Here is a 26,751-nt window from a genome sequence, read left to right as displayed (position 1 = left end):
GTAGAATTAAACCAATTAACTTTCTCTAAAGGCGTGCTCAAAAGAACTGCCTAACGGCGACAACAAGTATTGCAGCAACGTTCGCGGCTGCAATACGATATAAACATCTGCAGACATTCCTGGGTGTAACTTAATGTTTGATTGCTTACTATCATTGAGGTTGAGCTTCACTTTAACGAGGTACCCTTCTGGTTGCCCAGCTGAAGAAGCAAAAAATCGGTCGGCAGAGACATGAATGATTTCACCTGACATAGGGATGGCATCACGACTGTCATATGCGGTGAGGCGCACTTGTGTTAACAACCCTGGGTGCACTACATCTATGTCTTCAGGTCGAACATAAGCTTCGACGATCATTTCATCAGATTCAGGCACCAATTCCATTAAAACTTGCCCAGGTGAAATCACCGCACCGATAGAGTGAATAGCCATCGCAACGACAGTACCGCTGTGTTCTGCGGTAATGCTAATGTGTGCTTTCTTATCTGTTTGAGCAGCAAGCCTTTGCAAGCCTTCGTCTCTCAATTGGCGCTGTTCTTGTAATTGCTGTGCCCATTGCAACTCTCTATTTGACCGCTCAGCCGCATGACTTTGCTCAAGCTCACCAAGCCGAGCAACTGTTACATCCACTTCTGCCGATAACTGTGCGAGTAACCCTTCAACACCTGATTCACTGCGCTGAATGGCTAAATGACGAGATTTAGACACAAAGCCTTCATCTAGCAAACTGGCATTCATTCTGACTTCTTCTTGTACTAGCTCAAGTTGCTGCTGAGTTGACTTAAGCCTTAATTCTGTCCCTTTTAGAGTGTGTTCTAACTGGTTTTTCTGAAAAACATATTGTTGATTAACCATGTGAAAATCAGATATTTGTCGCTCAAACATCTGCTGCTGCATAAGCATTATCTGCGCAACTTCGTTGCGTTGTTGGTGCTCTAGAACCAGCGGTGAAAACACAACGCGCTTATCGGAGGGTAAGCCTTGGCTGGCCAGTAACGGGGTTAACCTATCGATTTGAGCCTGCGCACGGACGGTTTTTAACAAAATTCGCTGAAAATCAGCTTCAACTTGAACATCACTTAGCTCAATAAGCGTTTGCCCTTGGTCAACATGTTGACCTTCAAATGCCAATATTTGTTTAACTCGCCCACCATGCAAATGCTGAACTTTTTTGCGCTGGGTTTCAGAAACTAGTTTTCCTGGAGCTATGGCTGCGGCGTCGATTTTGGTAAAGCCCGCCCACAATAAAAAACCTCCAACGGCAAAAACAATAATCGCAATACCAAAAACGATAACTTTTCGAGTATTAAAATCACTTATATCATCCATGATCTTTCCTTATTGATTTGCTGCGGGTTTATCAATTGATTGAACTGCGTTTTCAGTACGTTCACTGATCTCGTGGATATCGGTGATGAATTTCTCTTTAGGTCCGGCCTTTTCAATATAGCCATCACGTAAACACACCACCCAATCCATCTGCCTTAAAAAACCAGCACGATGGCTAATCATAATGACGGTGATGCCTTGCTCTTTGCAGTACTGCAGTACAATTGCGAGGGCAACCTCGCCTTCAGGGTCAAGATTTGAATTGGGTTCATCAAGAATTAATACTTTAGGTTTACTAAAAAGCGCCCTTGCAAGAGCTAGACGCTGCTTTTGACCACCACTGATTTGGCTACCTTTCTCACCGAGCTGAGTTTCATAACCCTGAGGAAGTGCAATGATGAGTTCGTGTACACAAGCAAGCCGTGCAGCTTCCACAATATCTTTTGGATCGGCATCACTGAAGCGACAGATATTTTGTGCCACAGTCCCTGAAAGCAACTCAACATCCTGCGAAACAAAGCCAATATAATGGCCTAGCTCGTCATTATTCCACTGACTTAGACAAGCACCATCAAGCTTAACCATACCGCTGGTGGGTGTGATAATCCCCATTAACAATTTAGCTAATGAGGACTTACCTGAACCACTCGGGCCAATAATTGCTAACGATAACCCGGCTTGCAGCCTAAAGTTAATATTGGCTAATATGGGTTTGTTATTTCGGTCAATCATATAGCTTACTCGTTCGAGTAAGTACTCACCGGTTGGTGACGGCAGCGAGGTTTTTTTCTCTTCAGGTGTTTTCTTTAAGGCGACGTTTAATCGTTGGTAAGCTTGCCAGCCAGACTCCCAGTTTTTCCAGCAACCTACGGCCTGCTCAATGGGTGCCATTGCTCGGCCTAAAATGATGGAGGCAGCAATAATTTCACCGGTACCCAATTGTTGGGTTAATACCAATCCAACCCCCATTCCGATTATGGCGACCTGTAACACAGTGCGAGTTAAACGCGTTAACACCAACATCATGCTAACTTTATCAGCCACGCTCCACTGTAATCCCAACAGCTGTTGATGGCCTTTTTGCCAATGTTTAGCCACATCTGCCGCCATTCCCATTGCTTGCAAAGAGCTAGCATGACGGAGGATGTCGTTAATTTGCATACTACTTTCAATTACCGCTTTCGACGCTGCATCTTGCGGCGGTTTAGCTGCAGCCTTTACACCAAAAGCCAAGAGAGACAATGCTATTGCACCAATAGTGGCGGTAATTCCCAGTAGCGGGTGCAGACTAAATAATACTAATAAAAAAACAATGACCCATGGAGCATCAAAAATTGCGGTGGTTGATGGTGTCATCAGTAAGCTTCGGACCTCACGCACATCAAGTAAGCTTTGCTTGCTGATACTGCCTTTTCGGGCAGACTCTTGAATAGCTTCGTGTACCAAAATTGAACTCAGTTTCATTTCGAGTTTTAGGCCACTTTGCTGCATCAATTTATTACGCACAAAATCCAGAGAAGCTTGAACCAACAGAAGGAATACGACGATAAAAGTCAAATTAATCAGCGTGTCGAAACTTGAGCTTGCGACTACTCGTCCGAAGAGCTGTAAACTGTATATGGGGAGCGCCAACATTAGCAAATTAACAAAAATACTAAATATCGCCACATACTTTAATTCCTTTTGTAGTGAGCTGATAATACTGCGGAAGTGATTTTTCATGTTATTCGCACTCCATTGCGAAAGGTGTTAACAGGGGGATTTAATTAGCATCTTCGTTGTTCAGTATAGTCCGCCATTCCATAAATTTTGTTGTAGGCAAAAAAATCCCGTACAGTAAATGTACGGGATTGATTTAATTACTAAAGATTTTTATACTTTTTACTAATACCTAAGGCTTACCCCAATACAGCCAGTAATACCCCTGCTGCAACAGCGCTACCTAGCACCCCCGCTACATTAGGTCCCATAGCGTGCATCAATAAGAAATTCTGATTATTAGCTTCTAATCCAACTTTGTTGACCACTCGCGCCGCCATTGGTACTGCAGATACACCAGCTGCCCCCAAAAGTGGGTTAATTTTACCGCCAGATAATTTGCTCATTAATTTGGCCATCAACACGCCAGTTGCGGTACCAATGCCAAATGCAACGGCGCCTAAAACCAAAATTCCAAGGGTTTCAATTTGTAAAAACTTGTCAGCCGACAACTTGGAACCGACTGCTAACCCTAAAAAAATGGTTACTATGTTAACCAATTCATTTTGCGCGGTATTCGATAGCCTATCGACCACACCAGATTCGCGCATTAAATTACCTAAGCAAAACATTCCCACCAATGGCGTTGCTGCTGGCAAGAATAAAATGGTTAGCCCTAATACCATCAACGGAAATAATATTTTCTCCTGCTTACTGACTTCGCGCAGCTGTTCCATCTTAATTTCCCGCTCAGCTTGCGTGGTGAAGAGCTTCATTATTGGAGGCTGGATCAGTGGTACTAAGGCCATATATGAATAAGCTGCCACTGCGATAGCCCCCAAAAGATCTGGGGCTAATTTAGAAGCTAAAAAGATAGCCGTAGGTCCATCCGCTCCGCCAATAATCGCAATCGCTGCCGCATCTTGCATTGAAAACTCAAAGCCCGGCACAAGATTTAAACCGATGGCGCCAAGTAAGGTAGCAAAAATTCCAAATTGAGCCGCAGCCCCAAGCAATAACATTTTAGGGTTAGCAATAAGCGCCCCAAAATCGGTTAATGCGCCAACCCCCATAAAAATTAGCAGCGGGAAAATCCCCGTCTCAATGCCTACATGGTAGGCAAAGTAAAGCAGCCCCCCTTCATCAGTAAACCCACCATTTGGAATGTTTGCCAAAATGGCACCAAAACCGATTGGTAGTAGCAGTAGAGGCTCGAATTTTTTAGCAATAGCTAAATATATCAGCAAGCAACCGACAACCATCATTAGCACTTGCCCAGCCGTAAAGTTAGCAATACCTGACTCAGACCAAAAAGCAATTAACCCTTCCATGATGGCTCCTAAGCTAACGCTAACAATTGGTTACCGACAGCGACAGCATCACCCTCTTTGACCCACACTTGCGAAATCACGCCATCAGCTTCAGCTCGTATTTCTGTTTCCATTTTCATCGCTTCTAAAACAATGACTACATCACCTTCTTTAACAGCATCACCCGGCGACACATTAACTTTAAAAATATTGCCCGACAACGGCGCCTTTTGCTCAAACTTCACCACAGTTGATTCCACCACAGCAGGAGCTGTTGCTGGCACCGGAGTAAAAGGAACCACGTTTTCTGCCGGAGTGATGTCACTAATGTCGCCGCCCTCTGCCACTTCGACAACAAATCGCTGACCTTGAACTGTTACCGTGTAGGTTTCAGACCCTTGCTTATTCACTGCAGCAACTTCAGCTTCGTTAGCTTGCGCTAGCGCCATAGCAGCGACTTCAGGCTTAGGCTCAAACGCATCTGTATTATTGCGATTTTTCAGGAACTTAAGCCCTATTTGAGGAAATAATGCATAGATCAATACGTCATCATCAACTTCAGTTGCCAAGCTAATGGATGCCTCTTTAGCGTTGGTGGCTAATTCGAGGCGTAATCTATCTAGCTCTGCTTCGAGCTGATCGGCAGGACGACAAGTTACCGCCTTAGCCCCTGCTAATACCCGCTGCTGCAATTGCTGATTAACAGGAGCGGGCGTTAAACCGTACTCACCTTTTAATACACCTTCGGTTTCTTTAGTGAGCGACTTATAACGCTCACCTGTCAGTACATTAATTACAGATTGAGTACCAACAATTTGTGAAGTAGGTGTTACTAACGGTAAAAAGCCCAGATCTTTACGCACTCGTGGTATTTCTTCGAGTACTAAATCAAGTTTGTCTGCAGCGCCTTGTTCTTTTAACTGACTTTCCATATTCGTTAGCATGCCACCTGGCACTTGGGCACGAAGAATGCGCGAATCAATGCCTTTAAGCTCACCTTCAAATGCAGCATATTTTTTACGGATAACCCTAAAGTAAGCAGCAATCTCTTCGAGCAGGGCCATATCATAACCGGTCGCTCTGTCTGTACCTTCAACCATTGCAACTAATGTCTCAGTCGCACTGTGGCCATAGGTTTGGCTCATTGAGGAAATTGCAGTATCGAGCACATCGATACCTGCTTCTATTGCTTTTTGGTATGTTGCAGTACTAAGGCCGGTTGTAGCATGGCAATGCATTGACACAATTAAATTAGTTTGGGATTTGATTTGGCTTATCATTTCAAATGCATCAAATGGCTTTAGTAGCCCCGCCATATCTTTAATACATAATGAATGACAACCCATGTCTTCAAGGCGCTTAGCCATATCAATCCAAGTATCAAGAGTATGTACCGGACTAGTTGTGTAAGATAAGGTTCCTTGAGCATGCCCACCAACTTCGACCACAGACTTAACTGCTGTTTCAAGGTTGCGGACATCATTCATTGCATCGAAAATACGAAATACATCAACGCCATTAATATGAGCGCGCTCGACGAAACGATGCACTAAGTCATCAGCGTAATGGCGGTAACCTAAAAGGTTTTGCCCCCTTAGCAACATCTGCTGCGGAGTATTAGGCATCACCTTTTTTAGTTCGCGAATACGCTCCCAAGGATCTTCACCCAGATACCGAATGCAAGAATCGAATGTTGCACCACCCCACGATTCAAGCGACCAAAAACCGACTTTGTCGAGTAATGGTGCAATCGGCAGCATATCTTCAGTACGCAATCGCGTAGCGAGAATAGATTGGTGGGCATCTCTTAAGACGACATCGGTTAAAGCCAGTGGCTTGCTCATAGTTGATTCCTTAGCTTTTTATTATACTTTTCGGCGATGTTGGTATATTGCAGAGGCAATAACTGCAGCCATTAATGGGCTCACAGCGGGCTTATTGACCACTGGCTGCTGAACAGCAGTGTCAGTTATGCTCTGAGTCATTGGTGCATATTTCCAAGCAATTAACTTTATTGCAAAAATCAGAATACTTAAAAATGCAAACACCAAACTCATACCAAGCCCCATGATCCCTAGCGCGTCGGTTAACTGTCCAGATATAACGTCCATTTTTCCCTCTCACTGAGCACCATTTGTTTAAGTAAGATCCCTAAACAAAATCCCTAAAGCTTACGCAAAATGAATACCTTAAAAATTTCCCACCTATATTTATTGCCAGAACTTTAGTTACATCAATATATATAGGCATTAAGTTACTTCAAACTGGTAAAACAATAACCAATATACAACAAAATTGCGAGCATTCTGTAAATTGGTCATACCAATAAACGCATAAGCACTTCATACCACTTAAATAATCTACATTTGTTTACAGCAATAAAATAAAGATACCTCACTCAAAGCGTGCTAATAGCCAATAAACTTATAGTCAACATGCACAAATCATCGCAATTTTTTCATTTATTGGCGGAGCACATAGCACATAGCACATAGCGATTAACATCAAACGATTATGCCGGTAATCAACATTTCTTTTTGTGAGGATGGTGGAGAAGGAAACATGAGGAGGGTGGAAAATATTCTATTAACTTTTCAAACTTGCTTAACTAAAACAAGCTAAAGCAAACACGCACCTAACCATTACAGCAACTGTTACGCATTGTTGAACTTCATAAGGTCAACCTCGACATTCAAGCATTACTTAACTGAGCGTGTTAAAGCACGATAATTCAACCTAATGGCACAAATCTGATATTGAAGTCTGACAGGTAAAGACAATTTTACAGCAACAGCGATGATAAGGTGTGACTCTTACATGGGCGGCTTTTGCAATTGATATAAATGAGGACTGGTAAATAACAACAGTATGGGGTCAATTAAACAGCGGTGATATTTGAATGGCAAAAAACAGTAACAACGGAAAAATGAATAAGGCAGCATAGAAATAAATCACAATAGCTAAGCAAATTACCATAAACACCGATCAATTTACGGCTAATGACAACTTTCAAAACCCTAGGCGAATCTCCTAAGTATGGATAAGTATAGAAAGGCTCAATGCTGTGAACTGAATGCTGAAAATGACCAAGTGATAACGCCTTTTACAGTTAAGTTATTGAGGCGAAATTTAGATACAAAAAAACCGCTTTAAAAGCGGTTTTTTTGTTGAATAATGGCGGAGAGGGAGGGATTCGAACCCTCGATGGGAGTTAAAGCCCATACTCCCTTAGCAGGGGAGCGCCTTCGGCCACTCGGCCACCTCTCCGCAAAACTTGGTGCGTTCGGTTGGTATTATAACTCCAACCATTTGATTAGTCACCATTTTTATATGATTAACTAAAAACGCGAAATTTGTAAACTTTATATGGTGCGGATGGGAGGATTCGAACCTCCGACCGCCTGGTTCGTAGCCAGGTACTCTATCCAGCTGAGCTACATCCGCATATATAAAGGTAAATCATTTAAAGCAACTTAATGGTGCGGATGGGAGGATTCGAACCTCCGACCGCCTGGTTCGTAGCCAGGTACTCTATCCAGCTGAGCTACATCCGCATATATTAAGGTCAAACATTTAAAACAACTTTATGGTGCGGATGGGAGGATTCGAACCTCCGACCGCCTGGTTCGTAGCCAGGTACTCTATCCAGCTGAGCTACATCCGCATATAAAGGTAAAACAATAAAACAACTTAATGGTGCGGATGGGAGGATTCGAACCTCCGACCGCCTGGTTCGTAGCCAGGTACTCTATCCAGCTGAGCTACATCCGCATATTAAGGTATAACTTTTATATAATTTAAATAATTAATGGTGCGGATGGGAGGATTCGAACCTCCGACCGCCTGGTTCGTAGCCAGGTACTCTATCCAGCTGAGCTACATCCGCTCACTAAAAATTTAAATAACAGTAAAAAATGGTGCGGATGGGAGGATTCGAACCTCCGACCGCCTGGTTCGTAGCCAGGTACTCTATCCAGCTGAGCTACATCCGCATCGTTGTTTACTGTAAGAAATGGCGGAGAGGGAGGGATTCGAACCCTCGATGGGAGTTAAAGCCCATACTCCCTTAGCAGGGGAGCGCCTTCGGCCACTCGGCCACCTCTCCGTTTCTTGGCGCACATATTACTGTTTGCCGAAAATAAGTCAAACCATTTTTAAGAAACTAATTCCGTTTGAACTGTTTTTAAGCATGTTGGCTGTATATCCGACTAAGAACAGCATAAATATGAGTTTCAAACGCTAAAAAATAAAAAAGCCAGTTAAATAACTAGCTTCTGAAATTCTCATTTACACACAACTATAATCAGAAGTTTCCGCCTTCTGACGGCGTACCAGCTTTTTCAGACTGGATGCGTTGGTAAATCTCTTCACGATGAACAGAGACTTCTTTAGGTGCGTTTACACCAATCCGGACTTGGTTACCCTTAACGCCTAATACAGTGACAGTAACTTCATCACCAATCATCAGTGTCTCACCAACACGACGAGTCAATATCAGCATTATCTTACTCCTTTAGTTCCTAAACCTACTTAATACGGCATAATTCCGTTATATACTTATTATAGAGTTAGCTTAGTACAAATTAACAGTCTTCAGTTTGAAATCCGATAATTAATTGTACCTTTACTGCCCTTACCGCAGTTGAACCTATAAAAAACTATAAGCCACATTAAGAAAAACCTGCACCAAAAGCTGTTATCAAACATCAAGCCAAACCTGACAGAAAAAGATTTCTCATTACAATCAGTTTAATTCAATGTTGCTAGCTACCAACTTTTTATTATCATATTCAACCATAACAAAGTTAACTGTTATATCTACTAGTTTTAATGCAAAGAGTGATATGAATAACATTCGGTTGCTTAACAAACCGTAACACTGGGCCGCAAATGTGTATAAATAGACACTAGAAAGCAAAAAACGCTCATAATGAGCGTTTTTTATAGTTATCTAACACAATCGTGTTTAACTAAGTTTAGCTTCTAACCAAGGAATTACACTTTCAAGTGCCCCTTTAAGATTTTCAGGTTGACTACCACCAGCCTGAGCCATGTCTGGTCGTCCACCACCCTTTCCGCCAACTTGTACAGCAATAGAAGCAACCAATTCACCAGCTTTAACTTTACCTGTCAGATCTTTAGTTACCCCAGCTATCAGATTCACTTTGGCATCACCAGCAATACCAAGCACTACAATACCTGATTGTAGCTTTTGCTTGAGCTCATCTTGTAATCCACGAAGCGCTCCAGCATCAACCCCTTCAAGCTGCTTAACTAACACTTTAATACCGTTAACGTCGACGGCTTCGCCTGCTAAATCAGCACTGGTTGCAGCAGCGAGTTTATCTTTGAGTTGTGCCAATTCTTTTTCAAGTAGCTTGGCTTTATCAAGTTGCGCTTTTAGCTTAACAACAACTGATGCACTGTCCCCTTTTAGTAACGCTGCGGCTTCTTCAAGTTGAGCTTGCTGATTGGCTACATAAGCCATAGCAGCTGCACCACTGACCGCTTCAATGCGCCTTACACCGGCTGCGATCCCGCCTTCCGAAGTGATTTTAAACAAACCAATATCACCGGTACGACCGACGTGCGTACCACCACAGAGCTCAATTGAAAAATCCCCCATGGTGACAACGCGAACTTCAGAGTCATATTTTTCACCAAATAACGCCATAGCGCCTTTTTCTTTGGCTTGCTCAATATCCATAGACTCTGACGTTAACGCGTGATTACGACGGATTTGCGTGTTAACCAAGTCTTCAACCGCTTTAATTTCTGACGCTTTAACACCTTCAAAATGTGCGAAATCAAAACGTAGTCGCTCTGGATTCACTAATGAGCCTTTTTGCGTTACATGCGTTCCCAAAACTTGGCGTAAAGCAGCGTGTAAAAGGTGAGTCACGGAGTGGTTCAACTCAGTACGGTGACGCAGCTTTTTATCTACGTTAGTAGAAACAACCTGGCCGACTTTAATTACCCCTTTTTCAACCTTACCGATATGCCCAATAGCTTGGCCGTATTTTTGAGTATCGGTAACGATATATTCAACACCATCACCAAGTAATAAACCTTGGTCACCACATTGGCCACCAGATTCACCATAAAAAGCAGTATTGTCTAATACGATTACAGCGTCTTCGCCAGTGCTAAGTAAATCAACTGATTCACCTGCTTTGTATATAGCAGTAACTTTAGCCTGATTATTGAGGTCGGTATAACCTACAAAACTCGTTTCCTGATCGATTTTAAGACCTTCATTATAGTCAGTCTCAAACTGACCCGCGGCTTGTGCACGACTGCGTTGCTCTGCCATTGCCGCCTTAAAACCATCTTCATCAACAGTAATATCACGCTCACGGCACACATCAGCGGTTAAATCGACTGGAAAACCATAAGTGTCATATAGTTTGAAAGCCGTTTCTCCGTCTAGCACGTTACCTTTAAGGTTTGATAATGCGTTATCAAGCAGCCCTAGTCCACGTTCAAGAGTACGCGCAAACTGTTCTTCTTCAGCTTTTAGTGATTTCTCAACAATAGCCTGAGTGGCAATAATACCCTTAGCTGCATCTCCCATTACCTCAATCAATGTTGGTAACAATTTAAAGAAGAAGCTGCTCGTGGCACCTAATTTATTACCATGGCGAACTGCACGTCGAATAATACGACGTAGAACATAACCACGACCTTCGTTTGACGGCATAACGCCGTCTGCAATTAAAAATGCACATGAACGGATATGGTCTGCAATAACGCGCAATGATTTATTTTCTAAATCTGTCACGTTAAGGATCTCAGCCGTCTTTTTAATCAACGCTTGAAAAATATCAATTTCATAGTTTGAGTGTACGCCCTGCATAATAGCCGCAATACGCTCAATCCCCATACCAGTATCAACTGAAGGTTTAGGCAGAGGATTCATGTCGCCGTTTGATTGACGGTTATACTGCATAAACACGATGTTCCAGATCTCAATAAATCTGTCACCATCTTCTTCTGGTGTACCAGGGCGACCGCCCCAAATATGTTCACCATGGTCGTAGAAAATTTCAGAACATGGTCCACATGGCCCTGTATCACCCATCTGCCAGAAGTTATCAGAAGCGTAAGCAGCTCCTTTATTGTCACCAATGCGAATAACATTCTCTGCAGCAACACCGACTTTCTTAGTCCAGATATCAAACGCTTCATCATCGGTTTCATAAATGGTAACGCACAAACGCTCTTCTGGCAGTTTGAGCTCTTTTGTTAAAAAATTCCAAGCAAAGAAAATTGCTTCTTCTTTGAAGTAATCACCAAAGCTAAAATTGCCCATCATTTCAAAGAAAGTATGGTGACGCGCAGTGTAGCCGACGTTATCTAAATCATTATGCTTACCACCCGCTCGCACGCATCGTTGAGATGAGGTGGCACGAGTATAATTGCGTTTATCTTCTCCAAGAAATACGTCTTTAAACTGGTTCATACCCGCATTCGTGAATAGCAATGTTGGATCATTGCTCGGTACTAGAGAGCTACTATCAACTACCTGATGGCCGTTGGTGCGGAAATATTCCAAAAAAGCACTACGCAGTGCTGCAGTGGTTTGATACATGAAACCGTCCTGAATTAGATTGTGCAACTAGCCCGTAAAGAGCTTAATGAAAAAATTTTATGAAATGCATTATAAGCAGTGTCATGACCAACAACCAGCCCTGTAGCGACAAATCTCTATGGTCTACTAAAATAATCTGTATATCTTGACTTCTATATCAACAATCCAGTTGCAAAATAACCTTGAAGTGCTCCAACACATAGCTCAATCGACACGGTCAGTGTCCAGCAGTAAACAGACTAAGCACCACATATACAAACATACACAACACGCAGCAGAAACCCACTTAACCCTAAGGTGTGCATTGTTTGGGTGGTTTTACCGCTACCGAGCAAAGCGACAAGAAGCATAATTTACAACATCACTTCCTTTAATCATCACAATTAAAGTACAAAGAATGCTTAAAAATATCTGTTAAATCAATTTTGAAATGGCATTTGTAGCCAAAACTAACTGCGGATCGGATAAATCAGGAATTCATGCTGCAAATAAACAAGGAGGTCTTACATAACAGTAGGTTAATAGCTAAGCTGGATGGGGGTTTAGCAATTGAAAAAAGTTACAAATATGACGAATACTAACTTTAACCCTAGTTAAAATCAGTATTCGTCACCGGTTAGCCTAAAAGACTTCGCCGGTCTCTAAATCAATATTATCGCCGGCGGTATCAGCAGCATCAGGTGTAACCTTTTCACCTTTGCTTAATAACATTGAGCGTAAAGCTGTTTCAATCTCATCTGACACTTCAGGGTTTTCAACTAAATACTTACCAGCGTTAGCACGGCCTTGGCCTATCTTACTGCCTTTATAAGCATACCAAGCACCTGATTTTTCGATTAATTTGTGAACAACGCCTAAATCAACAAGCTCACCGGTACTGTTAATCCCCTTGCCATAAAGAATTTGAAATTCAGCCTGCTTAAACGGCGCAGCAATTTTGTTTTTAACCACTTTTACGCGCGTTTCATTACCAATAACTTCGTCACGATCTTTAATTGCACCAGTGCGGCGAATATCTAGACGAACTGAAGCGTAAAATTTTAGCGCATTACCGCCTGTAGTCGTTTCAGGATTACCAAACATGACACCAATTTTCATACGAATTTGGTTAATAAAGATAAGCAAAGTATTTGATTGCTTAAGGTTACCAGCAAGCTTACGCATAGCTTGGCTCATCATACGAGCAGCAAGACCCATATGTGAGTCACCGATCTCCCCTTCAATCTCAGCTTTTGGTGTTAACGCCGCTACCGAGTCAACTACAATAACATCAACAGCACCAGAGCGAGTCAAAGCATCACAGATTTCTAACGCTTGCTCACCTGTATCTGGTTGTGAACAAAGTAGATTTTCAATATCAACGCCTAAATTTTGTGCGTATATAGGGTCTAAAGCATGCTCTGCATCGATAAAGGCACAAGTTTTACCTTGTTTTTGTGCCGCAGCAATCACTTCTAGAGTTAGTGTTGTTTTACCTGATGATTCTGGGCCATAAATTTCACAAATACGCCCCATTGGAAGGCCACCTGCGCCTAATGCAACGTCCAAAGATAGAGAACCCGTTGAGATAGTTTCGACATCCATTGAACGATCTTCGCCCAATTTCATGATTGAACCTTTACCAAATTGTTTTTCAATTTGGCCTAAAACGGCATTTAACGCTTTCTCTTTATTTGGATCAGTCTTCTTCATTCTTATGTCCTTTGAATCACTGTAATAAACAATGTGAGTTCTGAAATATAGTTAGGATATTACGCTAACATTCACTTTAGAGCCTTAATATGAACCTAGTATACTGTACAATCATACAGTATCAAGTACTGTGCAATACTTTTTTTAAAAACAACTATAAATCATAAGCATAGATATATACCGATACAATCTCTGCGCCAACTAGGGTATTTATTTTCAAATACCCACACTACTTCGAGCAAAAAATTGCTAATATTGCCATCCATAAATGTAAAGGCTCACTATGCGCCGCAGCAAAGTACAGGCAAAGCTAATCGATGACTGCAATTGATCCGAAAAACTTAGAAAAACACACCCCAATGATGCGTCAATATTTGACTCTAAAGGCACAACATCCAGACATGTTGTTGTTTTATCGTATGGGCGACTTTTACGAACTTTTCTATGAAGATGCCAAGCTGGCTTCTGAGTTATTAGGGATAGCATTAACTGCGAGGGGCAAAAGTGGTGGGGATCCAATCCCTATGGCAGGTCTTCCTTACCACGCGGTTGAAGGGTATTTAGCTAAGTTAGTACAACTTCGAGTATCCGTTGCACTTTGTGAGCAAGTTGGCGATCCAGCAACCTCAAAGGGACCTGTAGAGCGCAAAGTTGTTCGAATCATTACACCGGGCACGCTGACCGATGAAGCGCTACTTCAAGAAAGGCAAGATAATTTGCTTGCCGCTTTGTATCAAGGTAAGAAGGGTTATGGTTATGCCACGCTCGACATCGCATCGGGTCGGTTTGTCATCACTGAACTTGCCGATACAGAAGCGCTAGAGGCTGAACTGCAAAGAACAAATCCGGCAGAATTACTTTACAGTGAAGACTTCGCACAGATGAGTCTTATTGCAAGTATGAATGGCACACGGCGTCGCCCAGAATGGGAATTTGATTTTGACACCTGCCACCGCTTATTGTTGAATCAGTTTGGCACTAAAGATCTTCGTGGCTTTGGTGTGGAAGACGCTCGACTTTCTTTGCAAGCTGCAGGCTGCTTAATGCAGTATGTCAAAGATACGCAGCGAATAGCATTACCGCATATAAATTCAATTGTTCGATTTAACCAAGTTGACAGTATCGTTCTTGATGCTGCGACTCGTCGGAATTTAGAGCTAACGGTAAACTTACAAGGTGGGCACACTAACACCCTTGCATCAGTGTTAGATAATACAGTCACAGCTATGGGTAGTCGTATGCTTCAGCGCTGGTTACATCAACCACTGCGAAATCACGGTACAATTACGGCAAGACAAACATCAATAGCAGAGTTAATTACAACGGAACAATACCAAACTTTAGCTGAAGACCTAAAAGCGATTGGTGACGTAGAGCGTATCGCTGCTCGTATTGCATTACGTAGTGCCCGCCCTAGGGATTTCGCGAGATTGCGCCAAGCCTTAGCATTATTGCCACAACTACAACAAACGCTCAAAACAACCACGGCTAAACATCTTCAATATTTATCGCATGTTATTGGTGAGTTCCCTGAAGAGCTAGCCTTACTATCCAATGCCATTGTGGATAATCCTCCGATGCTGATCCGTGATGGAGGAGTTATTCGTGAGGGTTATAATGCAGAACTTGATGAATGGCGTGTATTAAGTGCTGGCGCGACAGATTACTTGGCTCAATTAGAGGCTCGCGAAAAGGAACAGACTGGCATTTCTACATTAAAAGTCGGCTACAACCGCGTTCATGGCTACTACATTGAAGTCAGTCGTCGCGAATCTGATCTTGTTCCATTAAGCTACCAACGTCGCCAAACGCTTAAAAACACTGAACGTTATATTATTGCAGAGTTAAAAGAGCATGAAGAAAAGGTTCTTTCAAGCCAAGGTAAAGCACTAGCACTCGAAAAGCAGTTATGGGAACAGCTGTTTGATCTAATTCTTCCGAAATTACATGAGCTCCAAGAGTTTGCTCAAGCTGCAGCAGAATTAGATGTACTATGCAACTTTGCAGAGCGAGCAGAAACTCTTAACTATGCCTGTCCAGAACTCTCCCACAACTCAGGAATACACATTGAAGCTGGCCGTCACCCCGTTGTAGAGCAAGTCAGCGAAAGTCCATTTATTGCCAATCCAGTAACACTGAACGAAAGCCGTAAAATGCTGATTGTTACCGGTCCAAACATGGGAGGTAAATCGACTTACATGCGCCAAATAGCATTAATTACGTTAATGGCACACATTGGTTGTTATGTTCCAGCAGAACACGCAGTCATAGGTCCAGTAGATAGGATTTTCACTCGTATTGGCGCTTCAGATGATCTTGCATCAGGCCGTTCTACCTTTATGGTTGAAATGACTGAAACTGCAAATATTCTTCATAATGCAACCCCAAGTAGTTTAGTGTTGATGGATGAAATTGGCCGTGGTACATCAACTTATGATGGCTTGTCATTAGCATGGTCAGCAGCTGAATATTTAGCGAGAAAATTAAATGCAATGACTTTGTTTGCCACTCATTATTTTGAGTTAACACAACTTCCAGAACTCATGGATAATGTTAAGAATGTCCACCTAGACGCCATGGAACATGGTGATAGCATCGTGTTTATGCACGCTGTACAAGAAGGCCCTGCGAGTCGAAGTTATGGATTGCAAGTTGCTGCACTCGCAGGTGTGCCTAACAGTGTTATTAACGCTGCAAAGCAAAAGCTACACCTGTTAGAGAGCCGCGATCAAGCCAATGAAAAATCACTTAATGGCGAAGCTCTAACACAACAAACAATTAACTTCCAAACCGCACCAGCATCGCCCGTTACGGAAGCAGTTGAAAAGCTCAACCCAGATGAATTATCACCTAAGCAAGCACTTGATTACCTATATCATTTAAAAAAAATATCATTATAAAGCAGTCATAAATATTAACTGCAGACACTAAAAAGGCGCCCCTAGGCGCCTTTACTTTTTTATTCTTGGTTCAAACTTTAAAAATTGCTTCTACAGATAAACCTTGTGCACCAAGTAAATCTTTGAGGCGTTTTAGCGCTTCAACTTGAATTTGACGGACACGCTCTCGCGTCAACCCTATTTCTTTACCCACGTTTTCAAGTGTTGACGGCTCATAACCTAATAAACCAAATCTGCGCGCTAGCACTTCTCTTTGTTTTGTATTAAGTTCACCTAACCACTTCACTACAGACTTAGACATATCTTCGTCTTGAACTTTATAATCCGGACCAACATTGTCGTCATCAGCGAGCACATCTAACAATGCTTTGTCGCTTTCACCACCAAGTGGGGTATCTACAGAGGTAATTCGTTCATTCAACTTCAGCATACGACTCACATCACTGCTTGGTAAGTCTAACGTTTCAGCGATCTCTTCTGCTGTAGGCTCATGGTCTAGTTTGTGCGCTAACTCTCTTGCTGTGCGTAAATACACATTTAGCTCTTTAACGACGTGGATTGGCAATCTGATTGTTCGAGTCTGATTCATGATTGCGCGTTCGATTGTTTGTCTTATCCACCAAGTTGCGTAGGTTGAAAACCTGAATCCGCGCTCTGGATCAAATTTTTCAACCGCTCGAATTAGGCCCAAATTACCTTCTTCAATAAGATCAAGCAGTGCTAAACCACGGTTGTTATATCTGCGTGCAATTTTTACGACGAGTCTAAGGTTACTTTCAATCATGCGGTTACGTGATTTTCCACAGCCTCTAAGTGACTTGCGTGAAAAAAACACTTCTTCTTCTGCGCTGAGAAGGGGGGAAAATCCGATTTCACCAAGATACAGCTGAGTTGCATCTAGGTTTTTTTGTAAATCGTCTTGTACTTGTTGATCTAACTCTGCGGTTTTCGCTGCCTTTGTAATTTGCTCAAGTTTCGTATCATCAGAAACGTTGTTTGATTCTATTGCCAATGCGGCGCTGTTAGTTGTTCCCATAATAAATCTCCCGGATTACTCTCATTTAACTACTGCACTTTACTATCCTCCGATATGCCAAAATGGCTGCCTAATCAATTATTTTTTAGGCAAAAATTTAATTGGGTTTACTGATTTTCCATGATAACGAATTTCAAAATGTAACATTACTCGATTCGAACCAGTGTTACCCATTTTCGCAATGGTTTGTCCAACATTAACCACTTGCTTTTCTTTGACTAAGATCTTGTCTGCGTGAGCATATGCACTTAAGTAATCGTCACTATGCTTAATAATAACTAAGTTACCATAACCTCTTAATGCACTACCTGCGTATACAACTCTACCACTTGCTGCGGCTTTGATTGCATCGCCACGTCTACCATCAATCTTTATCCCTTTGTTTCCCTGCTCTTTGGCTGAGAATACACCAATCACTTTACCATTAACTGGCCAACTCCACTGGTTGACATTTTTGGGTAGCATAATATCTTTTGAGTGGCTAACCGAGTTATTGATTTGTTGACCTTGTGTCACAGAATACGCAGGCATTGTTACATGATCAAGCTGTTTTTTTGACGCCGTTGAAGCAGTATTTTGGGTGTTTACCGCTGAGTTTAAATCTTTATTATCAGCAGTTTGCGCATCGGAATATACCTTTCTAGGTATGTATTTTGACGTTTTATTGGCAGTTTTCTTATTTGTAACTTCATGTGTAGAGTATAAACTCAAAACTTGTCCAGGGTAGATGGTATAAGGCTTTTTTAGATTATTTAATCGCGCAATTAACGCATAATCTTTATTAGCTCCCCAAGAGATCGAATATAACGTATCGCCGGCTTTGACTTTATAGCGAGTCGCTGTAATTGAACCTTTACCATGAGTCGGCTTTATTGCTGAGCTTAATGACTCTACGGGGGCAGGTCGCTCAGCTTTAAAGCTACAACCAACAATTAAGCAACAAAATACGACAGCAAAAAGGCAACAAAACATTCTCATTTGAATTGGTTACCTCTGAGGTTATCTATCATAGTGACTCGAATGCTCTGCCTAAGCCTGGTGCTTAAGCAAGTTCACCATTAATTAACGGAACAAAACGCACGGTTTCAATGGCCTCTGACACATATCTTGTTCCAATACGTGTAACTTTAACTAGCTGCTGCGATGTTTCACCTACAGGGATAACAAGCACACCACCGTCAGCTAGTTGCTCAGTTAAAGCTGTAGGAATACTTGATGCAGCAGCAGTAACCATAATTGCGTCATAAGGGCCTTTACTCTGCCAACCTTGCCAGCCATCTCCATATTTAAAAGCTACGTTATGTATAGCTAGCCTTTTTAAACGTTGCCTTGCCTGGATCTGCAAACTTTTAATCCGCTCTACCGTACATAACTGTGGGACCAACTGCGCCAAAATGGCTGCTTGATACCCAGAGCCAGTTCCAACTTCAAGTACTTTATTAGGTTTACTTTGCAGTAAGATCTCAGTCATTCTAGCAACCATATAAGGCTGTGAAATCGTTTGCCCCTGCCCAATAGGTAAAGCTGTATTTTCGTAAGCTTTATGCCCTAATGCAGCATCTAGAAACTGTTCTCTTGGCGTATGAGCCACAGCCTCTAGTACCGCTCTATCGTTTATTCCAGCGTCATGTAAGCTTCTTGCAAGGTTCAAAGCCGATGTTGAGGCTAGCCGGTTCATAAATATCGGTTCCAAAGGTATTAATTTTAAGTTGTCTGTCTAGGCTGTTTACTTACCAAGACCATCACGGTGCTTAGTTAGTCAATGTTGGCTAACCAAGTAGACATCGATTCAATCTGCTCAAACGCGGTTAAATCTACTGTCAATGGAGTAATCGATACATAGCCATTCTCGACCGCATGAAAGTCAGTTCCTTCACTTGCATCTTGTTTATCGCCCGGCGGCCCTAACCAAAATATCTCTTTTCCTGAAGGATCTTGTGTTCTAATCATGCCTTCAGCCCGATGCCTAGCACCTAGCCGAGTTATTCTAATACCCTTAACATCTTCGATAGGAAGGTCAGGCACATTAATATTTAGAATCTGGTCTTGTGCAATCGGTTGCTGTTGTAACCCTTTAATGACCTTAACCGCAAAATGGGCGGCTGTGTTGTAATGTTCTAGTTTTGAGCCAGCCAATGAGATGGCAATAGCAGGCAAACCAAGGAAACGCCCCTCCATTGCTGCAGCAACAGTGCCAGAGTACAGCGTATCATCTCCCATATTAGCCCCAGCATTGATACCTGAGACCACCATGTCTGGCTCATCAGTGTAAAGCTCTCTAATTGCTAAATGAACACAATCTGTTGGCGTACCGCTCACTGATACAAAACCGTTGTCTAACTTATTGAGTCGCAGCGGGTTCGTCAAGGTTAAGGAGTTACTCGCACCTGAACAGTTTCGATCTGGCCCTACCGTCATCGTTTCCGCAATTTGCTGAAGCGAATTGGTTAACGCCACAATCCCTTCAGCATTCACACCGTCGTCATTACTAATTAATATTCTCATGGCTTGGCATTGTGTTCCTGTTGTGCGGCCAACATTTGCTTTCTTGCTAACTCTTGCACATCTTGGTAGTCAACTAGTTCACGTAACACTGACGTAGCATAAGAGCCTGATGGTAATGCAAATTTAACTGTAATGGTATCTTCTTCAACCTGATATTGTAAATGTTGTGGCTCAAGTAGTAGTGTTCGCCTTTCTTGGTTTAGGCCAGCTTGCTCTAACCCTTCTCTGTCGATAGCTAATTCAGCTAATGCCGCTGATTCTACCAAGGCAGCATCGTCTTGAGCTAATGCAGCACCGCGTCCCCACAAAGGTGCTGACAGTTGAATATCTTTCTGCGCGAGCCTTTCCAACAAAGTGTCATCCCACTGTGTAGCAGTGAAGTAACTTTTACTGCCTGCCAACATTACACAATCGCCGTTCAGGGTTGCCGCTCCATGCGCCGCCAATCTTGCAGAACTCACAATGTTGAACAAATTTGAGCGAACTGCAGATAAATACATACTCCGTTTATTTCTATCTTTTACTTTTCGCCCAGTGAACATCTGCCGACCAAAAATTATATTTTTTCCATCATGTCCAAAGCGTTGCTCACCATAGTAATTCGGCACACCATGTAACGATATTTGCTCCAATCGAGCGACGACATCTTCTACCTCTGAGACATTACGCAACACCAAAGTAAATCGGTTACCAGCGAGTGCCCCTATTCGAAGCTTTTTCCCATGTCGCGACGCTGACAGTAACGTAATTTTCTCACTATTAAGCTGTTGCCAGTCAGGAGTTTCTTTACCTGGGATCCGTACCCCAAACCACTGTTCCGTTACAGCATGTTTATCTTTTTGCCCCGCGTATGTCACCTCTTTAGGGTGAACATGAGCAAAGCTCGACAGCATTTTGGCAACTTCTACGGTGTTGAGGCCATCTTTTCTGATATGTAATAGATGGTGTTCGCCCTCTCCAGTTGGAGTAAACGGCAGTATTTCTTGTACTAGAAAGTCACTATTATGTGTGCGAAGATCTGCTTTAGCACTTGGCTTACCGTATAAATAATGAAGCTCGCTCATTTTGGTCAACTCTCTTTAAATCTTGGTCATTAGTACAACAGCTTCCACTGCAATACCTTCTTTTCTGCCGGTAAAGCCAAGCTTTTCCGTCGTGGTTGCTTTAACATTAATATCATCAATGTCAGCTTGTAAGTCTGTAGCTAAAGTACTTCGGATCTGTTCAATGTGTGGCGCCATTTTTGGTGCTTGTGCAATGATGGTGACATCCAGATTTGACAGAGCAAAACCTTTATCTAACGCCAACTTATAACAGTGCCTCAAAAGAACTCGGCTATCAGCGCCTTTAAATTCAGCATCTGTATCAGGGAAATGCTTGCCAATGTCACCTAAAGCCATAGCGCCTAAAACAGCGTCCGAAATAGCGTGTAGAACAACATCACCGTCGGAATGAGCAATAAGCCCATTCTGATAAGGCACTTCGACACCACCGAGGATTAGTGGAGCTTCACCGCCAAATTTATGTACATCAAATCCATGACCAATTCTAATTTTCATTTTTATTCCTCGTAGCAAACCTAAAACTTGCTGACCGCTAAACTTGACGATTTAAATTATCTAAAAATAGTGACGCTAACTGTAGGTCATCTGGGTGGGTAACTTTAATATTGTCAGCACGACCTCTGACAATACCAGGCTTGATACCTGCCCATTGCATTGCAGAAGCTTCATCGGTAATCAATGCGCCTTCAACTAAGGCAGCAGACAAATTGTTTTTCAACTCCCTAACAGGAAAGTATTGTGGTGTGAGCGCATGCCAAAGTTGTTCCCGGCAAACCGTGTCACTAATTTCGCCGTTGACCTCAGTACGTTTCATGGTATCCCGTACTGGCGATCCCAATATCGCCCCTTGAGGGAACATTGAATCTGACGCAATGAGCTTGTCGATATCGTGGTGGCTTAAGCATGGCCTTGCGGCATCATGCACTAGTACCCAACTGTGTTCATCAGCAAGTTTAAGTGCTGCCAGTACAGAATCAGCTCGCTCTCCCCCGCCAATTACAGTGACTAATTTAGCGTTTGACGCCTGTGGCAGCTGAGCAAAATATTCATCACTTGGGTTTAACGCAACAATCACTGTTGATATTTGTGGATGAGTCAATAAGCAGTCTAAAGTATGTCCGAGAATGCATTGCTCATTAAGTTGTAAATATTGTTTTGGCCGTTCAGCCCCCATGCGGCTACCTATTCCAGCAGCCGGTACCACGGCAATGACCTGTTTAGTCGATTGACTCATTAAGAAATTCCACTTAGAAGCTTATAATTAGGCATTAATTATCATGTTTTGAAAGGCGGTTACCACCAACAACACGAAAAAAAGTCTCCCCTTCTTTGACCATCCCAAGCTCATTTCGAGCACGCTCTTCAAGCGCTTCTGTACCGCTACGAAGGTCATTTATCTCTTCTCTTAAGACTTGGTTTCTAGCCACTAAATGAGCATTACTATCTTGTTGTTGCTTAATTTGTTCTTGAAGGTGAATCGAGTCGGCAAAACTCTTATCACCGAACCAAAGGCGATATTGAAGTACGACAAGTAGTGCTATGAGGGCAAGAAGAAGGCGTTTCATTATGCTAAATAGAAAAATTTGGAAAGAATAATTAGATACTACAACAAAAAAGGCCACCAAGTGGTGGCCTTTTACCGTTTATAACAAATTATGCTTGACCTTTAATCTCGCTTAAACCGTTATAAGGTGCCTTTTCGCCAAGTTGCTCTTCAATACGTAGTAATTGATTGTACTTAGCAACACGGTCACTACGACATAGTGAACCCGTTTTGATTTGACCAGCTGAAGTTGCAACAGCAAGATCAGCAATTGTTGAATCTTCAGTTTCACCGCTACGATGAGAAATAACAACAGTATAGCCAGCTTCTTTGGCCATGCGAATTGCCGCTAATGTTTCAGTAAGTGAACCGATTTGGTTGAACTTAATCAGAATTGAGTTTGCGATGTTGTTGTCAATACCACGCTTTAAGATTTTAGTATTGGTTACGAATAAATCGTCACCAACTAATTGGATCTTATCACCCATAATTTGCGTTTGGTAAGCCCAGCCATCCCAATCTGATTCGTCTAAGCCATCTTCAATTGATGCAATAGGGTACTGCTCGGTAAGCGTCTTAAGAAAATCAGAAAAACCATTTGCAGTGAATACTTTTCCTTCACCGGCTAAATCATATTGGCCATTTTTATAAAATTCAGATGCGGCACAATCAAGTGCGAGTGTTACATCTTTTCCTAGCGTGTAACCTGCGTTTTCAACTGCAACTTTAATAACAGCCAGTGCATCAGCGTTAGAGGCTAAATCTGGTGCAAACCCGCCTTCATCACCAACAGAAGTGCTCAAGCCTTTTGCTTTAAGTACACTTTTTAGGTTGTGGAAGATTTCAGCTCCCATTCGTAATGCTTCACGGAAAGTCTTAGCACCAACAGGTTGAACCATAAATTCTTGAATATCAACGTTGTTATCAGCGTGTTCACCACCGTTCAAGATATTCATCATAGGAACAGGCATTGAGTACTGACCAGCAGTTCCGTTCAATTCCGCAATGTGCGCATATAAAGGCATTCCTTTAAATGCGGCAGCTGCTTTAGCCGCAGCCAAAGAAACAGCAAGAATCGCATTAGCGCCTAGTTTATCTTTATTCTCTGTACCATCAACGTCAATCATAATTTGATCAATCGTTGTTTGTGCTGTTGCATCTTGGCCTAATAACGCTTCTTTAATAAGACCATTAATGTTTGCCACTGCAGCTAAAACACCTTTACCCATGTAGCGAGATTTATCGCCATCACGCAACTCAAGAGCTTCACGACTACCCGTAGATGCACCTGATGGTGCTGCAGCCATCCCCATGAATCCGCCTTCTAAATGAACTTCAGCTTCAACAGTTGGGTTACCGCGAGAATCCATGATTTCGCGACCGATAATATTAATAATCTTAGCCATAATGCCCTCGATTTAAGTTTGAAAGAGAAAATTTATATAAAAAAGAAATCCTGAAAGCCTAAACTCATCTGACAAAAAAAAACCGCTCCCTGATAAGGGGAGCGGTATATATTCTGTTTAGCCTAAGTCACGTTTCTGATACGCGGAGGCTGCAGCAACGAAACCTTCGAATAATGGCTGACCATCACGAGGAGTCGATGTGAACTCAGGGTGGAACTGACCGGCGACAAACCAAGGATGGTTTGGTAGTTCAATCATTTCGACTAATTGACGGTCTGAAGAAAGGCCACTGAAAATAAGCCCGGCTTTTTCGAGACAATCTTTATAATTGTTGTTTACTTCATAACGATGACGATGACGCTCAACACAGCTAACCGCTTTATAAGCAGCAGCAGCTTTCGTCCCTTCTTCAAGGTGACAAAGTTGAGCTCCTAAGCGCATTGTACCGCCTAAGTCAGACTCTTCATGACGCTCTTCGACTTGGCCTTCTTTGTTAATCCACTCAGTAATCAAACCAACTACAGGGTGCGGCGTTTCTTTATTGAATTCGGTTGAATGTGCAGCTTCAAGACCTGCAACATTACGGGCAAACTCAATTAACGCAACTTGCATACCTAAACAGATACCAAAGTATGGAAGGTTGTTTTCACGGGCGTACTTAGCCGCCATGATTTTACCTTCTACGCCACGCTCACCAAACCCACCAGGAATCAAAATACCATCAAGACCATCTAGTACTTCATCGCCTTTCGCTTCTACGTTTTGCGAGTCAATGTATTTGATGTTAACAGAAACACGATTAAACAGACCCGCATGCTTTAACGCTTCGTTCACTGATTTGTATGCATCAGGTAGTTCAATGTACTTACCAACCATACCAATAGTGACTTCACTTGTTGGGTTGGCTTCTTGGTAAATCACATTTTCCCATTCGTGCAGGTCAGCTTCTGGACATTCGATGCCGAAACGCTTAGTTACTAATTGGTCAAGACCTTGGGCTTTAAGCAAAGCAGGTATTTTATAAATGCTATCAACATCTTTAAGTGAAATAACAGCGCGCTCTTCTACGTTACAGAATAATGAAATTTTCGCTTTTTCATTAGCAGGAACAGCACGGTCACCACGACATACTAACACGTCAGGCGCAATACCAATTGAGCGCAATTCTTTAACTGAATGCTGTGTTGGTTTGGTTTTAACTTCGCCAGCAGCACCTAAGAAAGGCACTAATGTAAGATGCATAAAGAGTGTTCTTTCGCGGCCAAGTTCAACACCTAACTGACGAATAGACTCTAAGAAAGGCAGTGATTCAATATCACCTACCGTACCGCCAATTTCAACAATGGCCACATCATGACCTTCGCCGCCAGCAATTACTTTTTCTTTAATTGCGTTAGTGATATGTGGGATAACCTGAATGGTCGCGCCCAAATAATCGCCACGACGTTCTTTACGCAAAACTTCTTCGTAAATACGGCCAGTGGTAAAGTTATTACGACGATTCATTTTGGTACGAATAAAGCGCTCGTAATGACCTAAATCAAGATCGGTTTCAGCTCCGTCTTCTGTCACAAACACTTCACCGTGCTGTGTTGGGCTCATGGTACCTGGATCAACGTTAATGTATGGATCCAGCTTCATAATAGTTACATTTAGGCCACGGGCCTCTAAAATTGCAGCTAACGATGCTGCAGCAATGCCTTTACCTAGTGATGAAACAACGCCACCAGTAACGAAGATATACCTTGTAGTCATGCTGAACCTGAGATTTATGAGTTGCAAATACGTGCTTGTAAGAAAGCACTAGGACGGGGCAATATTATACCAAAGCAACGCCGTTTCGACAAACTAGAATTAGCTTTAAATTAAGTTTATTTATTTTTCTCACCCCGTTTTACCCGATCCCAGTACCCATCTAACTCGGTTAAAGAGTGCTCATCAAACGTCCTACCATCTTGTTGCACACAGTCTTCAACCCCGCGAAAACGTCGTTCAAACTTTTGATTTGCCTGCCTTAAGGCTTGTTCGGGCTCAACCCCTAAATGGCGGGCAAAATTAACTACGGCAAATAACAAATCTCCCATTTCATCCGTCACTTTATCTTGGTCAATTTTTTGCTGTGAGACTTCAAAAAGCACTTCATCAATCTCTTCATTAATTTTAGCAACAACAGGAGGTAATTCATCCCAGTCGAAACCTACTCGTGCAACTCTTTTTTGGATTTTCATCGAACGCGACAGTGCAGGTAAGCTGAGTGGGATGTCATCTAATACTGAGTGCTGCTCTCGGCTTATGCGCTCTTGAGCTTTGATGTTTTCCCAGTTTTGTTTGATTGTAGCGGTACTGCTGTTTTTCAGTTCAGTAAAAACATGTGGGTGTCGCCGAGTTAACTTAGTGCAAATACGCTCTACTACAGTATCAAAGTCAAACATGCCCTGCTCTTTTGCTAATTGGCAATAAAACACGACTTGAAATAACAGATCCCCTAGTTCATCTGGTAACTCATCAAGTGCAAGGCGTTCAATCGTGTCAGCCACTTCATAAGCTTCTTCTAGCGTAAAAGGAACTATGGATTGAAACGTTTGTGCTTTATCCCAGTCACAACCTGATTTTGGGTCTCGCAGCCTCTGCATAATAGTGAGCAACGGCTGCATGTTACCTGTCGATGGCGTCATAA

At 42.5% G+C, this 26,751-nt stretch carries 20 protein-coding genes and 8 tRNA genes; 1 reads left to right on the top strand and 27 read right to left on the bottom strand.

Annotation, left to right across the window (positions count from 1 at the left end; genetic code table 11):
- Positions 1 to 15 precede the first annotated feature (15 nt).
- The 16 genes from RGE70_RS04920 to recA form a co-directional block, all read right to left on the bottom strand.
- Positions 16 to 1,329 (bottom strand): HlyD family type I secretion periplasmic adaptor subunit, encoded by a 1,314-nt coding sequence (locus RGE70_RS04920; protein WP_310470420.1) that lies wholly within the window; start codon positions 1,327 to 1,329, stop codon positions 16 to 18.
- A gap of 9 nt (positions 1,330 to 1,338) precedes the next feature.
- Positions 1,339 to 3,051 carry a type I secretion system permease/ATPase gene (locus tag RGE70_RS04915; RefSeq protein ID WP_310470419.1) on the bottom strand — a complete coding sequence of 571 codons (1,713 nt, stop codon included), beginning with the start codon at positions 3,049 to 3,051 and terminating at the stop codon, positions 1,339 to 1,341.
- 176 nt (positions 3,052 to 3,227) lie between these two features.
- Positions 3,228 to 4,358 (bottom strand): sodium ion-translocating decarboxylase subunit beta, encoded by a 1,131-nt coding sequence (locus RGE70_RS04910; RefSeq protein WP_310470418.1) that lies wholly within the window; start codon positions 4,356 to 4,358, stop codon positions 3,228 to 3,230.
- 8 nt (positions 4,359 to 4,366) lie between these two features.
- Positions 4,367 to 6,181: a sodium-extruding oxaloacetate decarboxylase subunit alpha gene (gene oadA, locus RGE70_RS04905; protein ID WP_310470417.1), complete on the bottom strand. Its 1,815-nt coding sequence runs from the start codon at positions 6,179 to 6,181 to the stop codon at positions 4,367 to 4,369.
- Between the two features lie 21 nt (positions 6,182 to 6,202).
- Complete coding sequence (locus RGE70_RS04900) at positions 6,203 to 6,448, bottom strand: OadG family protein (RefSeq protein ID WP_310470416.1); 246 nt, start codon at positions 6,446 to 6,448, stop codon at positions 6,203 to 6,205.
- Between the two features lie 1,064 nt (positions 6,449 to 7,512).
- A tRNA-Ser gene (locus RGE70_RS04895) sits at positions 7,513 to 7,604 on the bottom strand.
- Between the two features lie 100 nt (positions 7,605 to 7,704).
- Positions 7,705 to 7,781: transfer RNA gene (locus tag RGE70_RS04890), tRNA-Arg, on the bottom strand.
- 33 nt (positions 7,782 to 7,814) lie between these two features.
- Positions 7,815 to 7,891: transfer RNA gene (locus RGE70_RS04885), tRNA-Arg, on the bottom strand.
- Between the two features lie 33 nt (positions 7,892 to 7,924).
- Positions 7,925 to 8,001 (bottom strand) — tRNA-Arg (locus RGE70_RS04880).
- Between the two features lie 30 nt (positions 8,002 to 8,031).
- Positions 8,032 to 8,108, bottom strand: a tRNA-Arg gene (locus tag RGE70_RS04875).
- Positions 8,109 to 8,146: 38 nt separating this feature from the next.
- Positions 8,147 to 8,223: transfer RNA gene (locus RGE70_RS04870), tRNA-Arg, on the bottom strand.
- A 29-nt stretch (positions 8,224 to 8,252) separates the two neighbouring features.
- Positions 8,253 to 8,329 (bottom strand) — tRNA-Arg (locus tag RGE70_RS04865).
- Between the two features lie 21 nt (positions 8,330 to 8,350).
- Positions 8,351 to 8,442: transfer RNA gene (locus tag RGE70_RS04860), tRNA-Ser, on the bottom strand.
- Between the two features lie 198 nt (positions 8,443 to 8,640).
- Positions 8,641 to 8,838 carry a carbon storage regulator CsrA gene (csrA, locus tag RGE70_RS04855; RefSeq protein ID WP_248939279.1) on the bottom strand — a complete coding sequence of 66 codons (198 nt, stop codon included), beginning with the start codon at positions 8,836 to 8,838 and terminating at the stop codon, positions 8,641 to 8,643.
- Positions 8,839 to 9,303: 465 nt separating this feature from the next.
- Complete coding sequence (gene alaS, locus RGE70_RS04850; RefSeq protein ID WP_310470414.1) at positions 9,304 to 11,928, bottom strand: alanine--tRNA ligase; 2,625 nt, start codon at positions 11,926 to 11,928, stop codon at positions 9,304 to 9,306.
- A gap of 621 nt (positions 11,929 to 12,549) precedes the next feature.
- Positions 12,550 to 13,620 carry a recombinase RecA gene (gene recA, locus RGE70_RS04845; RefSeq protein WP_310470413.1) on the bottom strand — a complete coding sequence of 357 codons (1,071 nt, stop codon included), beginning with the start codon at positions 13,618 to 13,620 and terminating at the stop codon, positions 12,550 to 12,552.
- Positions 13,621 to 13,937: 317 nt separating this feature from the next.
- Here recA and mutS point away from each other — a divergent pair, with 317 nt between their 5' ends.
- Positions 13,938 to 16,520 (top strand): DNA mismatch repair protein MutS, encoded by a 2,583-nt coding sequence (gene mutS, locus RGE70_RS04840; protein WP_310470412.1) that lies wholly within the window; start codon positions 13,938 to 13,940, stop codon positions 16,518 to 16,520.
- Between the two features lie 70 nt (positions 16,521 to 16,590).
- On the opposite strand, the gene rpoS is transcribed toward mutS, so the two are convergent.
- The 11 genes from rpoS to mazG form a co-directional block, all read right to left on the bottom strand.
- Positions 16,591 to 17,556: an RNA polymerase sigma factor RpoS gene (rpoS, locus tag RGE70_RS04835; RefSeq protein WP_310470411.1), complete on the bottom strand. Its 966-nt coding sequence runs from the start codon at positions 17,554 to 17,556 to the stop codon at positions 16,591 to 16,593.
- 78 nt (positions 17,557 to 17,634) lie between these two features.
- Positions 17,635 to 18,534: a peptidoglycan DD-metalloendopeptidase family protein gene (locus RGE70_RS04830; RefSeq protein ID WP_310470410.1), complete on the bottom strand. Its 900-nt coding sequence runs from the start codon at positions 18,532 to 18,534 to the stop codon at positions 17,635 to 17,637.
- A gap of 64 nt (positions 18,535 to 18,598) precedes the next feature.
- The gene (locus RGE70_RS04825) at positions 18,599 to 19,234 is read right to left on the bottom strand and encodes a protein-L-isoaspartate(D-aspartate) O-methyltransferase (protein WP_310470409.1); all 636 of its coding nucleotides are present in this window, start codon (positions 19,232 to 19,234) and stop codon (positions 18,599 to 18,601) included.
- 77 nt (positions 19,235 to 19,311) lie between these two features.
- Entirely contained in the window at positions 19,312 to 20,061 is a 750-nt protein-coding gene (surE, locus tag RGE70_RS04820; protein WP_310470408.1) for a 5'/3'-nucleotidase SurE, read from the bottom strand.
- Complete coding sequence (gene truD, locus RGE70_RS04815) at positions 20,058 to 21,125, bottom strand: tRNA pseudouridine(13) synthase TruD (RefSeq protein ID WP_310470407.1); 1,068 nt, start codon at positions 21,123 to 21,125, stop codon at positions 20,058 to 20,060. The genes surE and truD overlap by 4 nt, the downstream gene beginning before the upstream one ends.
- Before the next feature lie 15 nt (positions 21,126 to 21,140).
- Positions 21,141 to 21,620: a 2-C-methyl-D-erythritol 2,4-cyclodiphosphate synthase gene (ispF, locus tag RGE70_RS04810; protein ID WP_310470406.1), complete on the bottom strand. Its 480-nt coding sequence runs from the start codon at positions 21,618 to 21,620 to the stop codon at positions 21,141 to 21,143.
- A gap of 37 nt (positions 21,621 to 21,657) precedes the next feature.
- Positions 21,658 to 22,359, bottom strand: coding sequence for a 2-C-methyl-D-erythritol 4-phosphate cytidylyltransferase (gene ispD, locus RGE70_RS04805; RefSeq protein WP_310470405.1), 702 nt, complete (start codon positions 22,357 to 22,359; stop codon positions 21,658 to 21,660).
- A 34-nt stretch (positions 22,360 to 22,393) separates the two neighbouring features.
- Positions 22,394 to 22,690, bottom strand: coding sequence for a cell division protein FtsB (gene ftsB, locus RGE70_RS04800; protein ID WP_310472919.1), 297 nt, complete (start codon positions 22,688 to 22,690; stop codon positions 22,394 to 22,396).
- A gap of 88 nt (positions 22,691 to 22,778) precedes the next feature.
- Positions 22,779 to 24,074, bottom strand: a complete 1,296-nt coding sequence (gene eno / locus RGE70_RS04795) for a phosphopyruvate hydratase (protein WP_310470404.1) — start codon at positions 24,072 to 24,074, stop codon at positions 22,779 to 22,781.
- Positions 24,075 to 24,191: 117 nt separating this feature from the next.
- Positions 24,192 to 25,829 carry a CTP synthase gene (pyrG, locus tag RGE70_RS04790; protein ID WP_310470403.1) on the bottom strand — a complete coding sequence of 546 codons (1,638 nt, stop codon included), beginning with the start codon at positions 25,827 to 25,829 and terminating at the stop codon, positions 24,192 to 24,194.
- 116 nt (positions 25,830 to 25,945) lie between these two features.
- Complete coding sequence (gene mazG, locus RGE70_RS04785) at positions 25,946 to 26,749, bottom strand: nucleoside triphosphate pyrophosphohydrolase (protein ID WP_310470402.1); 804 nt, start codon at positions 26,747 to 26,749, stop codon at positions 25,946 to 25,948.
- Between the last annotated feature and the right edge of the window lie 2 nt (positions 26,750 to 26,751).

The sequence above is a fragment of the Shewanella youngdeokensis genome, assembly GCF_033180165.1.
Lineage (GTDB): Bacteria > Pseudomonadota > Gammaproteobacteria > Enterobacterales > Shewanellaceae > Shewanella > Shewanella youngdeokensis.
The sequence above is the reverse complement of the archived record's forward strand: the minus strand, read 5'-3'. Positions and strand labels throughout refer to the sequence as shown.

Bases quoted from the DNA above. Each gene is read 5' to 3' on its own strand.
- RGE70_RS04920 (WP_310470420.1), bottom strand. From the start codon at position 1,329: ATGGATGATATAAGTGATTTTAATACTCGAAAAGTTATCGTTTTTGGT.
- RGE70_RS04915 (WP_310470419.1), bottom strand. From the start codon at position 3,051: ATGAAAAATCACTTCCGCAGTATTATCAGCTCACTACAAAAGGAATTA.
- RGE70_RS04910 (WP_310470418.1), bottom strand. From the start codon at position 4,358: ATGGAAGGGTTAATTGCTTTTTGGTCTGAGTCAGGTATTGCTAACTTT.
- oadA (WP_310470417.1), bottom strand. From the start codon at position 6,181: ATGAGCAAGCCACTGGCTTTAACCGATGTCGTCTTAAGAGATGCCCAC.
- RGE70_RS04900 (WP_310470416.1), bottom strand. From the start codon at position 6,448: ATGGACGTTATATCTGGACAGTTAACCGACGCGCTAGGGATCATGGGG.
- csrA (WP_248939279.1), bottom strand. From the start codon at position 8,838: ATGCTGATATTGACTCGTCGTGTTGGTGAGACACTGATGATTGGTGAT.
- alaS (WP_310470414.1), bottom strand. From the start codon at position 11,928: ATGTATCAAACCACTGCAGCACTGCGTAGTGCTTTTTTGGAATATTTC.
- recA (WP_310470413.1), bottom strand. From the start codon at position 13,620: ATGAAGAAGACTGATCCAAATAAAGAGAAAGCGTTAAATGCCGTTTTA.
- mutS (WP_310470412.1), top strand. From the start codon at position 13,938: ATGACTGCAATTGATCCGAAAAACTTAGAAAAACACACCCCAATGATG.
- rpoS (WP_310470411.1), bottom strand. From the start codon at position 17,556: ATGGGAACAACTAACAGCGCCGCATTGGCAATAGAATCAAACAACGTT.
- RGE70_RS04830 (WP_310470410.1), bottom strand. From the start codon at position 18,534: ATGAGAATGTTTTGTTGCCTTTTTGCTGTCGTATTTTGTTGCTTAATT.
- RGE70_RS04825 (WP_310470409.1), bottom strand. From the start codon at position 19,234: ATGAACCGGCTAGCCTCAACATCGGCTTTGAACCTTGCAAGAAGCTTA.
- surE (WP_310470408.1), bottom strand. From the start codon at position 20,061: ATGAGAATATTAATTAGTAATGACGACGGTGTGAATGCTGAAGGGATT.
- truD (WP_310470407.1), bottom strand. From the start codon at position 21,125: ATGAGCGAGCTTCATTATTTATACGGTAAGCCAAGTGCTAAAGCAGAT.
- ispF (WP_310470406.1), bottom strand. From the start codon at position 21,620: ATGAAAATTAGAATTGGTCATGGATTTGATGTACATAAATTTGGCGGT.
- ispD (WP_310470405.1), bottom strand. From the start codon at position 22,359: ATGAGTCAATCGACTAAACAGGTCATTGCCGTGGTACCGGCTGCTGGA.
- ftsB (WP_310472919.1), bottom strand. From the start codon at position 22,690: ATGAAACGCCTTCTTCTTGCCCTCATAGCACTACTTGTCGTACTTCAA.
- eno (WP_310470404.1), bottom strand. From the start codon at position 24,074: ATGGCTAAGATTATTAATATTATCGGTCGCGAAATCATGGATTCTCGC.
- pyrG (WP_310470403.1), bottom strand. From the start codon at position 25,829: ATGACTACAAGGTATATCTTCGTTACTGGTGGCGTTGTTTCATCACTA.
- mazG (WP_310470402.1), bottom strand. From the start codon at position 26,749: ATGACGCCATCGACAGGTAACATGCAGCCGTTGCTCACTATTATGCAG.